We start from the raw sequence: 13,400 nt of genomic DNA on the forward strand, positions 1-13,400 counted from the left end.
GGGTGAGCTTTATCGGTTGGCTCGGAATCGTAGGGTGGGCAAAGGCGCACTTGCGCCGTGCCCACGCAACGGAAGCCGTGGGCACGGCGCGCAAGCGCGCGCCTTTGCCCACCCTACGAGACTGCGCTTGTGGCGCTCTATTCGGCCCTCGGTGTGACCGGGATACTTCCTAGGCACTCGCTGCCCGTTGTTAGTGCTTGATCGCGTCCACCTCAGGTGTTCTGCTCAAAAAAGCTGCTGGAGCATCGCACCCCGTGTCGATCTACGTCGCATTACACCACGTCACGCACTACAAATACGATCGCCCGATCGATGTCGGCCCGCAGACCATCCGCCTGCGGCCGGCGCCGCATACGCGCACGCCGATCATGAGCTATTCGCTCAAGGTCACGCCATCCAACCATTTCGTGAACTGGCAGCAGGATCCGCAGGGCAACTGGCTCGCCCGCTACGTCTTCCCGGAGAAGACGACCGAATTGAAGATCGAGGTCGACTTCACGGCGCAGATGACCGTGGTCAACCCGTTCGACTTCTTTGTCGAACCCTATGCCGACAGTTTTCCGTTCGACTATCCGAACGGCCTGAAGACCGAACTGGCGCCTTATCTGGAGACCATCAAGCCCGATCGCCTGTTTGCGAAATATCTCGATACGATCCCGCAGGACGCTCCGAACACGGTCAACTTCCTGGTTGAGCTCAATCGCGAGCTGCAGAAGAAGATCCGCTACATCATCCGCATGGAACCCGGCGTGCAAACGCCGGAGGAGACGCTCGCGTCGGGTGCCGGGTCATGCCGCGACTCCGCCTGGCTCCTGATCCAGACCTTCCGTCATCTCGGCCTCGCCGCACGTTTCGTCTCCGGCTACCTCATCCAGATCCGTCCCGACATCGATCCGATCGAGGGACCGCCGGAAGTGGAGAACGACTTCACCGACCTGCACGCCTGGGCCGAGGTTTATCTGCCCGGCGCCGGCTGGATCGGTTTCGATGCGACCTCCGGCATGCTCGCGGGCGAGGGCCACATCCCGGTCGCCGCCACGCCGCATTATCGCTCGGCTGCGCCGATTTCCGGCAGCGCCGGCTTTGCCGAGGTCGAGTTCGCCTTCGATATGAGCGTCCGCCGCATCCGCGAGGCGCCGCGCATCACCAAGCCGTTCTCCCACGAATCCTGGGCGCGGCTCAACGATCTCGGCGAGCAGGTCGACGGCGATCTCGCCGCGCAGGACGTGCGGCTCACCATGGGCGGCGAGCCCACCTTCGTCTCGGTCGACGATCTCGAAGCTGCGGAGTGGAATACGGAGGCCGTCGGCCCGACCAAGCGCGCGCTGGGCGACGATTTGATCCGCCGCCTGCGCACGCGCTTCGCGTCCGGCGGCCTGCTGCATTATGGCCAGGGCAAATGGTATCCGGGCGAGAGCCTGCCGCGCTGGGCGTTTGGCCTGTACTGGCGCAAGGACGGGGTGCCGATCTGGAAAAATGCCGACCTCATCTCCAGGATCGGGAATCCGCGGCGCGCCGAGACGAAGGATGCCGAGGCCTTCATGGAGGGCACGGTGGCGCGGCTCGGGCTCGATCCCGGCTACATCATCCCGGCTTACGAGGACACCGCCTACTGGCTCCAGAAGGAAGCCGAGCTCCCCGTCAACGTCGATCCCTCCGACTCCAAATTGTCCGATCCGGAAGCGCGCGCGCGGATGGCGCGCGTGTTCGACGAGGGCCTCAACACGCCGCGCGGCTTCGTGCTGCCGGTGCAGCGCTGGAACGCGCCGCCGCGCTGGCGCAGCGAGCGTTGGGCTCTCCGGCGCAATCACCTGTTCCTGATGCCCGGCGATTCCCCGCTCGGCCTGCGCTTGCCGATCGGCTCGCTGGGCCACGTCCCGCCGAACCAATATCCGTACATCGTCGAGCAGGACCCGATGGAGCCGCGGGGCAAGCTCCCGGTGTTCACGCTTGCGGCGCGCCCGCAGTCGCCGCCGCGGATCGCGCCGGAGCAGCTCAACACGTCGGTCCCGGTCCGCACCGCGATGTCGGTCGAGATCCGCGATGGCGTGCTCTGCGCCTTCATGCCGCCGGTCGAGCGCATCGAAGACTATCTCGAGCTGATCGCGGCGCTCGAAGCCACGGCCGAGGAGATGCAGCTCCCCGTCCATGTCGAGGGCTATCCGCCGCCGTTCGATCCGCGCATCGAGGTCATCAAGGTGACGCCGGATCCCGGTGTCATCGAGATCAACATCCAGCCGGCGAAGAGCTGGCGCGAGGCGGTCGACATCACCGCCGGCCTCTATGAGGACGCGGGGAAAGTTCGCCTCGGCGCCAACCGCTTCCTGGTCGACGGCCGCCACACCGGCACCGGCGGCGGCAACCACGTCGTGGTAGGCGGCTCCTCGCCGCAGGACTCGCCGTTCCTGCGCCGGCCCGACCTGCTCAAGAGTCTGGTCTTGTACTGGCAGCGGCATCCGTCGCTGTCCTATTTCTTCTCCGGCCTGTTCATCGGCCCGACCAGCCAGGCGCCGCGCATCGACGAAGCCCGCCACGACAGCATCTACGAGCTCGAAATCGCGCTCTCGCACGTGCCGCCGCCGGGCTACCAGACGCCGCTGTGGCTGGTCGACCGGCTGTTCCGGCATCTGCTCGTCGACATCACCGGCAATACCCACCGCGCCGAGATCTGCATCGACAAGCTCTATTCCCCGGAGGGCTCGACCGGCCGGCTCGGCCTCGTCGAATTCCGCGCGCTCGAAATGCCGCCCGATCCGCGCATGTCGCTGGCGCAGCAGCTCTTGATCCGCGCGTTGATCGCAAAGTTCTGGCGCGAGCCGCAGGCCGGCAAGTTCGTGCGCTGGGGCACGGCGCTGCACGACCGCTTCATGCTGCCGCATTTCATCTGGGAGGATTTTCTCGACGTTCTCACTGAGCTGAAGCAATCAGGCTATCCGTTCGAGCCGGAATGGTATCTGGCCCAGCTCGAATTCCGCTTCCCCGCCTTCGGCCGCGTCCATCATGGCGGCGTGACGCTGGAGCTGCGCCAGGCGCTGGAGCCCTGGCACGTGCTGGGCGAGGAGGGCTCGGCCGGCGGCACCGTGCGCTATGTCGATTCATCGGTCGAGCGGCTTCAGGTCAAGGCGGAGGGTTTTGTCGAGGGCCGCCACATCGTCACCTGCAACGGCCGCCGCCTGCCGATGACCGCGACCGGCCGCTCGGCCGAGGCCGTGGCCGGCGTCCGCTTCAAGGCCTGGCAGCCGGCCTCCGGCCTGCACCCGACCATCCCGGTCCATGCGCCCCTGACCTTTGATCTCATTGATACCTGGAATGGCCGCTCCCTCGGCGGCTGCGTTTACCACGTCGCCCATCCCGGCGGCCGCAGCTACGACACCAAGCCGGTCAACACCTATGAGGCCGAGGCGCGGCGGCTGGCGCGCTTCCAGGACCACGGCCATACGCCGGGGCCGGTCCAGCCACCGCCCGAGGAACGCACAAATGAGTTTCCGCTGACCCTCGACTTGCGGATCCCGCTCCTGCAATGAGTATGATGGTGGGGCAGGGAGAGGCGCATGAGCGAGGGCGCAGCCGAGCAGGACAAGGCGGGTAGGGCGCAAGGCCAGCGTGAAGGCCAGCGCCGCCTTGCCCAATGGGTCCGCGACTATCGCCGCCTGCCCGGGATTCCCGACGAGTTCCTGGGGCCCGACGGCGCCCCGCGCGCGGTCTGGAGCCGATTCTTCGATGCCTTCGGGGCGCTCGCGCCCGACGAGATCGAGCGCCGCTTCGGCATGGCCGACCGTCATTTGCGCGAGGCCGGCGTCACCTACCGTGCGCCCGGCGACAGCGCCGACCGGCCGTGGTCGATCAGCCATCTGCCGCTCCTGATCGACGAGGCCGACTGGCAGCAGCTGTGCGCCGGCATCACCCAGCGTGCCGAGCTGCTCGAGCTGGTGCTGCGCGACATCTATGGCGAGGGCCGCCTCGTTGCGGAAGGCGCGCTGCCCGCGGCCGCGATCGCCGGTAGTCCCGAATATCTGCGTCCCGTCTGCGGCGTGCCGCCGCCGGGCGGGCGCTATCTGTCGATCTATGCTGCTGATGTCGGCCGCGGCCCCGACGGCCGCTGGTGGGTGCTCGGCGACCGCACCCAGGCGCCGTCGGGCGCGGGCTACGCGCTGGAGAATCGCCTCGTGCTCTCGCGCGCCTTCTCCGACCTCTACAAGTCGATGAACGTGCCGCGCGTCGCGCCGTTCTTCGAGGCGTTCCGCGACAGTCTGCGCGCGCGGGCCGATCGCGACGAGCCGCGTATCGGCGTGCTCACCCCCGGCAGCTTCAGCGAGACCTATTTCGAGCATGCGACGCTGGCGCGCTATCTCGGCTTCCTGCTGGTCGAGGGCGACGATCTCGCCGTCAGCGACAACCGCATCCACATCCGCACGGTCGCCGGGCTGAAGCGGCTCGACGTGCTGCTCCGCCGGGTCGATTCCAACTCGCTCGATCCGCTCGAGCTCGATGCCTCCTCGCATCTCGGTGTGCCCGGCCTGATCGACGTGCTGCGCAAGGACGGCGTCGTCGTCGCCAACATGCCGGGCTCGGGCGTGCTGGAGGCGCGGGCGCTGCTCGGATTCCTGCCGGCGCTGAGCCGCCGCCTGCTTGGCGAAGAGCTGAAGATGCCGCACATCGCGACCTGGTGGTGCGGCCAGCGCAGCGCGCGCGAGGAGGTGCTGGCGCGGCTCGACGAGGTCGCGATCGAGGGCGCCTATCGGCGCGGCGTGCCCGGTTTCGACAGCGCGGGGCCGGTGCTCGCGAGCGAGCTGGATGCGAGCGACCGCCAGCGCCTGATCGACGCCATCGCCGCGCGCGGCATGGATTATGTCGGCCAGGAGGTGGTGCGGCTGTCGACCATGCCGGTGTGGGAGCAGGGCCAGATCACGCCGCGTCCGTTCGTGCTGCGCGTGTTCGCAGCCGCCACGCCCGACGGCTGGGCCATCATGCCCGGCGGTTTCTGCCGGATCGCCGAGCAGCCGGATGCGCGCGCGGTGTCGATGGGCGACGGTGCGCGCGCCGCCGACGTCTGGGTGGTCTCCGACAAGCAGGTCTCGACCGCGACGTTGCTGCCGGCGACCGACAAGGTCCGCATCCGCCGCATCGCCGGCGTGCTGCCGAGCCGCGCCGCCGACAATCTGTTCTGGCTCGGCCGCTATCTCGAACGCGCCGAGGCGACGCTGCGGCTGGTGCGCGCTTTGGGCTCGCCGAGCGGACCCAACAAGGGCACCGCGGCCTCGCTGCAATCGGGCGAACGCATCCAGCGCCTGCTGGTGGCCTGGGGCGCGATCTCGCAGACTTCGCGCGCTGCGCCCGGGCGGATCACCGCCGAAGCGTTGCAGAGCGCGGAACGTTTCGGCTCGGCGCTGTCGCTGGTGCGCGCGGCGCAGCGCACGGCGACCTCCTTGCGCGAGCGGCTGTCGCCCGATGCCTGGCAGGTCATCACCGAGATGGCCGAGCGCCTGGCCTACCAGGTCGAGGGCGACGACAGCGTGCTGAGCGCGGCCGAGCTGACCTTGCAGGAGCTCGCCAGTCTCGCGGGGCTGGCGCAGGAGAACATGAACCGCGCCGCCGGCTGGCGCTTTCTCGACATCGGCCGCCGCACCGAGCGCGCCATCAACACCACGCGCTTCACGCGCCAGTTCGCCTATGACGAGGCCGGCGACGAGGATCTCGACATCCTGCTGACGCTGGTGGATTGCCAGATCACCTATCGCTCGCGCTATCTGCTGGCGCCGATCCTGGCGCCGGTGCGCGACCTTGCCGTGCTCGACGGCTACAATCCGCGTTCGGTGGCGTTCCAGGTGACGACGCTGAACGAGCACATCGCCGCGCTGCCCAGCCTGAAGGAGCACGGCCTGATCGAGAAGCCGCAGCGCCTTGCGGTGGCGATGCAGGCGATGCTGGCGACCGCGGAGGCCGAGAAGCTCGAGGTCAAGACACTGTTCGCGCTGGAGCAGGACCTGCTCAGCCTCGCCGATGCGATCGGTCAGCACTACTTCCCGCACGGCCCCAATGCCGCCCGGCCGGAAAAGCTGACGGGGCTGGCGTGATCTACGACATCCGTCACGTCACCACTTACGAGTACGAGAATCCGGTCAGCTTCGCCCGCTGCACGCTGCGTCTGGAGCCGAAGAGCGGTGGCGGCCAGGAGCTGATCTCGCACAAGGTCGAGATCCGCCCGCGCCCCGCCGAGCGCAACGTCCGGCGCGACTTCTTTGGCACGCTGACCGAAAGCATCGTGATCGAAGCGGCGCATCGCAATTTGCGGATCGACTCGCGCTCGCGTGTCTCCGTGTCACGTAAGCCGCCGGCGCGCGATGCCGACAGTCCGAGCTGGGAGAGCATCCGCGACATCGCCTTCGAGGCGACCAGCCTCGGGCCATCCTCGCCGGTCGGTTATGTCTTCGCCAGCCCGCTGGTGCCGGTGCTGCGTCCGGTCAGCGCCTATGCGGGGATGAGCTTTGCGCCGGGCGCGGGCATCCTCGAGGGTGCGGTCGATCTCATGCATCGCATTCGCACCGAGTTTCGCTACGACCCCAAGGCGACGGTGATCTCGACGCCGCTGAACGAGGTCTTCGACAAGCGACACGGCGTCTGCCAGGATTTTGCCCATGTGATGATCGCAGGGCTGCGCGGGCTCGGTCTGCCGGCGGCCTATGTCAGCGGCTACTTGCGCACCATTCCGCCGCCGGGGCAGGCCCGCCTGCAAGGCGCCGATGCCACCCATGCCTGGGTGTCGCTGTGGTGCGGGGCGGAGCTTGGCTGGGTCGATTTCGACCCGACCAACGATCTCTTGATTGCCAACGACCATATCGTGCTTGCGGTCGGACGCGACTTTTCCGACGTCTCGCCGGTCGACGGCATCATCGTCGGCTCACCCAAGCAGAAACTCGGCGTCGCCGTGGACGTGGTGATGGTGGAATAAACGCGCCTCGTCGGCCGGGCTCGCCACGCGGGCGTGCCGCGCCTTCACCGCAACCGCGATCTTGCATAGCACAACGGTAACATATTTCCGTAATCGCGTTCCCGGGGGTTTGGTCACTCGGCCCAAGATGGTCTATGCTGGGTCGTTGCGTCGAGGACAAGAACGAGACTTCGGGAGCTGACATGGGACACCACCGGCACGCGGGGCTGCATCCATGATGACGTTGCCGAGACTGGCGGCTGAATCCCTGGAGAAGCTGCTGGGTACGTTTATGCGGCGTCGGTACGGCGAGACCGCTGCAAGCATGGTCGAGAGCGCAACCCGCACCGCGATGGAATGCATCGGTAACAGCGATGCACTTTACCACAATATCGAACATACGATGCTGGTGACGCTGGCGGGCCATTCGATCCTCAGTGGCCGAAATCTCCATACTCACCTGACGGCCGAGGACTACGTCCATGTCCTGATCGCCTGCCTCGCCCACGATATCGGCTATGTCCGCGGCCTGTTTGAGGAGGATGACATCGACGGCTTCGTCATCGATGCCGCCGACACCAAGATCTCGTTGCCGCGCGGTGCGTCGGACGCCAGCTTGATGATGTATCACGTCGACCGCTCGAAGCTCTATGTCTTGCGGCGGCTGCAGCACATTCCGGGTCTCGATCCTGAACGCATCGCCCGCGCTATCGAGGGAACGCGCTTTCCGGCCCAGGAAGGCCACGAGTATGACGTCGATGCCTCGATCCTGCGCGCCGCCGATTTCATCGGCCAGCTCGGCGATCCCAATTATCTGCGCAAGGCCAACGCGCTCTATTACGAATTCGAGGAGGTCGGCATCAATCGCCAGCTCGGCTACGATTCACCGGCCGACATCGTGAACCGCTATCCACAATTCTATTGGAACAGCGTCGCACCGCACATCCAGACCGAGATCGGTTACCTCAATAAGACCGAGATCGGCCGGCAATGGATCGCCAATCTCTACAGCAACGTCTTCCGCGCCGAGCGCGACATCTCGCTGTCCGGGCCGCAGCGGTAGACCTGTTGTAGCCCGGATGGAGCGCAGCGACATCCTGCATTCGCGGATGCTGGCGTTCCCGGATTGCGCTGCGCTCCATCCGGGCTACGAAATCCCCAACGCCGTGAAGCAACCATGCAACAAAAAACGATCACCACGGACGTCCTCGACATTGCCTATCGCGAATACGGCGCACCTGACGGCTGGCCCTGCATCCTGGGCCACGGCTTTCCCTATGACGTGAACGCCTATGCCGAGACCGCGCCGATCATTGCCGAGGCCGGCGCGCGCGTGCTGGTGCCCTGGCTGCGCGGCTACGGACCGACGCGGTTTCGCTTCCCGGATACGCCGCGCTCCGGCGAGCAGGCGGCGCTCGGCGCCGATCTGCTGGCCTTCATGGACGCGCTTCGTATCGAGCGCGCCGTCGTCGGCGGCTACGACTGGGGCGGGCGCGCGGCCTGCGTGGTCTCGGCGCTCTATCCGGAGCGCGTGATCGCCCTCGTCTCCGGCAATTCCTACAACATCCAGAACATCGCCCGTTCCATGGAGCCGGCCTCGCCGCCGGAGGAAGCCGCGCTCTGGTATCAATATCTCTTTCACAATGAGCGCGGCCGCCGTGCGCTGGAGCGCAACCGGCGCGGCTTTGCCCGCCAGCTCTGGGCGATGTGGTCGCCGAAATGGGCGTTCGACGACACGACGTTCGAGCAGAGCGCGGTGTCGTTCGACAATCCTGACTTCGTCGACGTCGTGATCCACTCCTACCGCCACCGCTATGCGCTGGTCGCGGGCGATCCTGCTTATGCCGCGATCGAGGCGAAGCTCGCAGACCAGCCGCCGATCCGCGTCCCGACGATTGCGATCGACGGCGACAGCGACGGCGTCAATCCCGGCACCGCCCATCACGCCAGCAAGTTCGAGGGTCCATTCGAGCGGCGTGTCTTCACCGATGCCGGTCATAATTTGCCGCAGGAGCGGCCGGCCGGATGGGCGCAGGCGGTGGTCGAGGTCCGGAAAGCGGCCTCATAAAGCTCGTTTCTCGTCCGGCCGGCTGGCTTGTCTGCCGCCCCTCCGATTTTTCCTGATCCTGGGAACCTTTTGCGATTGCAGCCGTCCAAGCTGAGGAGCCGCTTCTGTATGCGGCTCGTTGCAGGGGAGGATCTCGATGAAGTCACAAGTGCGCAAGCTGGAACGTGTCGCGGTGGCGCAGGCGCCGGTCGAACGGCCTGACAGGCTCGAGGTCGAGCAGGCGATCCGCACCATGATCCGCTGGGCCGGCGACGATCCCGCGCGCGACGGTCTGCGTGAGACGCCGGACCGGGTCGCACGTGCCTTTGAGGAGTATTTTTCCGGCTATGCGCAGGATCCGACGGAAATCCTGCAAAAGACCTTCGAGGAGATCGAAGGCTATGACGAGATGATCGTCCTGCGCGGCGTTCGCTTCGAGAGCCATTGCGAGCACCACATGGCGCCGATCGTCGGCCGCGCCTGGGTCGCCTATATCCCGCAGGGCCGTGTCGTCGGCATCAGCAAGCTTGCGCGCGTGGTGGACATCTACGCCAAGCGCCTCCAGATCCAGGAGAAGATGACCGCACAGATCGCCAACACCATCAACGACGTGCTCAAGCCTGAAGGCGTCGGCGTCATCATCAAGGCGACGCATCACTGCATGACCACGCGCGGCGCGCACAAGCCCGGGACCGATCTCGTCACCAGCCGCATGCTCGGCGTGTTCCGCGACAATGCGCTGACGCGCCAGGAACTGTTGGGGCTCGCCAATTCGGACGATTGACCCGCGGCTGCTCAAGGAGACGGCGCCATGACCGAGAACAACAAGCCGAGCGGACCCGACCTGAGCAAGGGCGTGTCGCTGACCGCGTTCAGGGATGGCAAACTGCTCGGTCATGTCGGCGAGGAAGACATCCTGCTGGTGCAGGCCGGCAGCGAGATTTTTGCGATCGAGCCGGCCTGCAGCCATTACCACGGGCCGCTCGCCGAGGGCCTGGTGGTGGGCGACACCATCCGCTGTCCCTGGCATCATGCCTGCTTCTCCTTGCGCACCGGCGAAGCCACCCGCCCGCCGGCGCTGAACGCGCTGGCGGTGTGGGAGGTCGCGCGCGATCGGGACAACATCATCGTTCAGCGCAAGCGCGAGGCGCCGAAGCCGTCGATCGCTCATCGCAACGCGCCGGCGCCGGAGAAATTCGTCATCGTCGGCGGCGGTGCAGCCGGCTTCGCGGCCGCCGAGACGCTCCGGCGCGAGGGCTTTGCCGGCGCCATCACCATGCTCAGCGATGACGGCGCGATGCCGGTCGACCGGCCCAACCTCTCCAAGGATTATCTCGCGGGCAGCGCGCCGGAGGATTGGTTGCCGCTGAGGGGCGAGGACTATTATCAGGACGCGGGCATCGATCTCAGGCTCAACACCGGCGTCTCCGCCATCGATGCGAAGACGCGCAACGTCACGCTCGGCAATGGCGACAGGCTCCCCTTCGACCGGTTGCTGCTCGCGACCGGCGCCGAGCCGGTCAAACTGCAGATCCCGGGCGCCGACCAGCCGCATGTCCACACCTTGCGCTCCGTCGCCGACAGCCGCGCCATCATCAAGGCCGCGGGGAGTGCCAGGCGCGCTTTGGTCATCGGCGCCAGTTTCATCGGCCTCGAAGTCGCGGCGTCCCTGCGGGCGCGCAAGATCGAGGTGCACGTCGTCGCGCCGGAAGAGCGGCCGATGCAGAAGGTGCTCGGCTCGGAGATGGGCGACTTCGTCCGGTCGCTCCATGAAGAGAACGGCGTGATCTTTCACCTCAAGGACACGGTCGAAAAGCTCGACGGCACCCGCGCCACGCTAAAGAGCGGAGCTGTCATCGAAGCCGACCTCGTCGTGGTCGGCATCGGCGTCAAGCCGCGCCTTGCGCTGGCCGAGCATGCCGGCCTTGCGGCGGATCGCGGTGTCAGCGTGAGCGAATATCTCGAAACCAGTGTCGCCGGCATTTTCGCGGCCGGCGACATCGCGCGCTGGCCCGATCCGCATTCCCGGCAAACCATCCGCGTCGAACATTGGGTCGTTGCCGAACGCCAGGGCCAGACCGCGGCGCGCAACATGCTCGGCAAGCGCGAGCGCTTCGACGCGGTGCCGTTCTTCTGGTCGCAACACTACGACGTGCCGATCAACTATGTCGGCCACGCCGAGAGCTTTGACGAGATCGCGATCGACGGCAGCATCGGAGGCAAGGACTGCCTGTTGAAGTACCGCAAGGACGGCCGCGTGCTGGCGGTTGCGTCGATCTACCGCGATCTCGACAACCTCAAGGCCGAGCTCGAGATGGAGCGGTCCCGCGGCTGATGCGCCGCAGTCGATCTTGATTTGCGTCAATGTTACTGCCGGTACGGGTGTTCTGCTGGCTGTCGTCCCGGCACGGTGCGTGCTATTCTGGCGCGTGCCCCCGGGCTACGCAAGCAGGAGTGGCCGTCATGACCAGTGCTTCGGACACGTCACATCACCCAAGTCTCGGCTCCGGCATCGCGGCGCTGCATGCCAAATGGGGCTGGATCGTCGCGCTCGGCGTCGTCTATCTCATCGCCGGGTTCATTGCACTCGGCAGCATGGTGATGGCGACGGTGGCGAGCGTCATCGTGGTCGGCGCCATGATGATCGTCGCGGGCGTCACCGAGATCATCGGCGCGTTCCAGATGAAGAGCTGGGGCAAGTTCCTGATCTGGGCCCTGCTCGGCGTGCTCTACGTGATCGCGGGCTTCCTGACCTTCGAGAATCCGCTGTTCGCGGCGGTCCTGCTGACGTTGTTTCTCGGCGCCTCGCTGATCGCCTCGGGCGCCGTCAGGCTGTTTCTCGCCTTCAGCATGAAGCGCGAGAGCCCGTGGGTCTGGGTGGCGCTGTCGGCCGTCATCACGCTGCTGCTTGGCCTGCTGATCGTCGCACGCTGGCCGGTGAACAGCGTCTACATCCTCGGTCTGTTCCTCGGCATCGATTTGATCATGGCGGGAGCGGGCTGGATCAGCCTGGGCTTCAGCCTGAAGCGGCGCGGCTAAGCCATCAGCAACTCGACGCAAGACCATCTTGCGGAACTCCGCTGATCTGACGCGCTGGCAAAAAGCAGCACGCCGCGCGGCCGCCTCGCGCGGACGATGAGCACTGGGGAGAAACCATGAAAGCCGCCTTGGCCCTGGCCGCAGCGCTCGCTGCCGCCTGCCTGTCCACATCCGTCTCCGCGCAAAAATCCTACGGTCCCGGCGTCAGCGACACCGAGATCAAGATCGGCAACACCATGCCCTATAGCGGGCCGGCTTCGCCCCTCAGCATCACGGGCAGGGTCATCGCGGCCTATTTCGACGAGGTCAACGAGAAGGGCGGGGTTGCCGGCCGCAAGCTCAATTTGATCTCGCTGGACGACGCGTTCTCGCCGCCCAAGACCATGGAGGCGGCGCGGCGGCTGGTCGAAGGTGACGGCGTCGCCTTCATCTTCGCCACCATGGGCACGGCGCCAAGCTCGGCGATCGCAAAATATCTCAACAGCAACAAGGTGCCGCAGCTGTTTCTGATCAGCTCGGCCTCGAAGTGGAACGATCCGGCCAACATGCCCTGGTCGATGGCGCTGCCCTGGGCGCCGAACTACACCAGCGAGGCTGCGATCGACGTCGCCTATGCCCGCGCCAAGAACCCGAATGCGCGCTTCGCCGTGCTCTATCAGAACGACGATGCCGGCAAGGAATACTTGCGCGGCGTCAAGGAGGCGCTCGGCGCTGACGCCGACAAGGCGATCGCGATGGCCTCGAGCTTCGAGGTCGCCGACCCCACCGTCGATTCCCAGGTGCTGACGCTGGCGAACACCAAGGCCGACGTCTTCATGATCTATTCGGTGACGCCGCGCGCCTGCGCGCAGGCGATCCGCAAGGCCCACGAGGTCGGCTGGCAGCCGACGCGCTTCCTCGCTAGCGGCTGCGCCAACAAGGCGACCGTGATGGTCCCTGCGGGCCTCGAGGCCGGCAAAGGCGTGCTCTCGCTCGGCGCGCTCAAGCCGTTCGTCGAAGCGCCGAAGAACGACCCGGCGATGACGGCCTATATCGATTTCATGAAGAAGCGCCTGCCCAATGCCGACGTCAACAACGTCGCCGGCCTCTACGGCTACACCGTCGCCGAGGCGCTGGTGGTGCTGCTGAAGCAGTGCAAGGACAATCTGACGCGCGAGAACATCATGGCGCAGGCGGCGAACCTGAAGAGCGTGCCGTTGTCGCTGCTGATGCCCGGCATCACGCTCAACACCACGCCGCAGGATTTCCGCCCGATCAAGGATGGCTATATGCTGCAGTTCGACGGCAACGACTGGGTGGTCGCGAGCGAACTCTTGAAGGGGACGTGAGGGCAGGGCTCTCTCCGCGATCTCGGAATCGTAGGGTGGGCAAAGGCGCACTTGCGCC

General features: G+C 66.4%; 9 protein-coding genes. All 9 read left to right on the forward strand.

Going from position 1 to position 13,400, the window contains the following annotated elements:
- Positions 1 to 254: 254 nt before the first annotated feature.
- The 9 genes from GGD65_RS28410 to GGD65_RS28450 all read left to right on the forward strand — a co-directional run bounded on the left by GGD65_RS28410 (position 255) and on the right by GGD65_RS28450 (position 13,342).
- The gene (locus GGD65_RS28410) at positions 255 to 3,524 is read left to right on the forward strand and encodes a DUF2126 domain-containing protein (RefSeq protein ID WP_183237335.1); all 3,270 of its coding nucleotides are present in this window, start codon (positions 255 to 257) and stop codon (positions 3,522 to 3,524) included.
- A 27-nt stretch (positions 3,525 to 3,551) separates the two neighbouring features.
- Positions 3,552 to 6,074 (forward strand): circularly permuted type 2 ATP-grasp protein, encoded by a 2,523-nt coding sequence (locus GGD65_RS28415; protein WP_183237336.1) that lies wholly within the window; start codon positions 3,552 to 3,554, stop codon positions 6,072 to 6,074.
- Positions 6,071 to 6,949 (forward strand): transglutaminase family protein, encoded by an 879-nt coding sequence (locus tag GGD65_RS28420; RefSeq protein WP_183237337.1) that lies wholly within the window; start codon positions 6,071 to 6,073, stop codon positions 6,947 to 6,949. Before GGD65_RS28415 ends, GGD65_RS28420 begins: the two co-directional genes overlap by 4 nt.
- Positions 6,950 to 7,163: 214 nt before the next feature.
- Positions 7,164 to 7,991 (forward strand): hypothetical protein, encoded by an 828-nt coding sequence (locus tag GGD65_RS28425; protein ID WP_018315673.1) that lies wholly within the window; start codon positions 7,164 to 7,166, stop codon positions 7,989 to 7,991.
- 114 nt (positions 7,992 to 8,105) lie between these two features.
- Positions 8,106 to 8,996 (forward strand): alpha/beta fold hydrolase, encoded by an 891-nt coding sequence (locus GGD65_RS28430; protein WP_183237338.1) that lies wholly within the window; start codon positions 8,106 to 8,108, stop codon positions 8,994 to 8,996.
- A 136-nt stretch (positions 8,997 to 9,132) separates the two neighbouring features.
- On the forward strand, positions 9,133 to 9,759 hold the full coding sequence (gene folE / locus GGD65_RS28435) for a GTP cyclohydrolase I FolE (protein ID WP_018315675.1): 627 nt from the start codon (positions 9,133 to 9,135) through the stop codon (positions 9,757 to 9,759).
- Between the two features lie 27 nt (positions 9,760 to 9,786).
- Positions 9,787 to 11,310, forward strand: coding sequence for an FAD-dependent oxidoreductase (locus GGD65_RS28440; RefSeq protein WP_183237339.1), 1,524 nt, complete (start codon positions 9,787 to 9,789; stop codon positions 11,308 to 11,310).
- 128 nt (positions 11,311 to 11,438) lie between these two features.
- Positions 11,439 to 12,014: an HdeD family acid-resistance protein gene (locus GGD65_RS28445; protein ID WP_026201537.1), complete on the forward strand. Its 576-nt coding sequence runs from the start codon at positions 11,439 to 11,441 to the stop codon at positions 12,012 to 12,014.
- A 116-nt stretch (positions 12,015 to 12,130) separates the two neighbouring features.
- Positions 12,131 to 13,342, forward strand: coding sequence for an ABC transporter substrate-binding protein (locus GGD65_RS28450; RefSeq protein ID WP_018315678.1), 1,212 nt, complete (start codon positions 12,131 to 12,133; stop codon positions 13,340 to 13,342).
- Positions 13,343 to 13,400 lie beyond the last annotated feature (58 nt).

This window comes from Bradyrhizobium sp. CIR18, assembly GCF_014198295.1.
Taxonomy (GTDB): domain Bacteria; phylum Pseudomonadota; class Alphaproteobacteria; order Rhizobiales; family Xanthobacteraceae; genus Bradyrhizobium.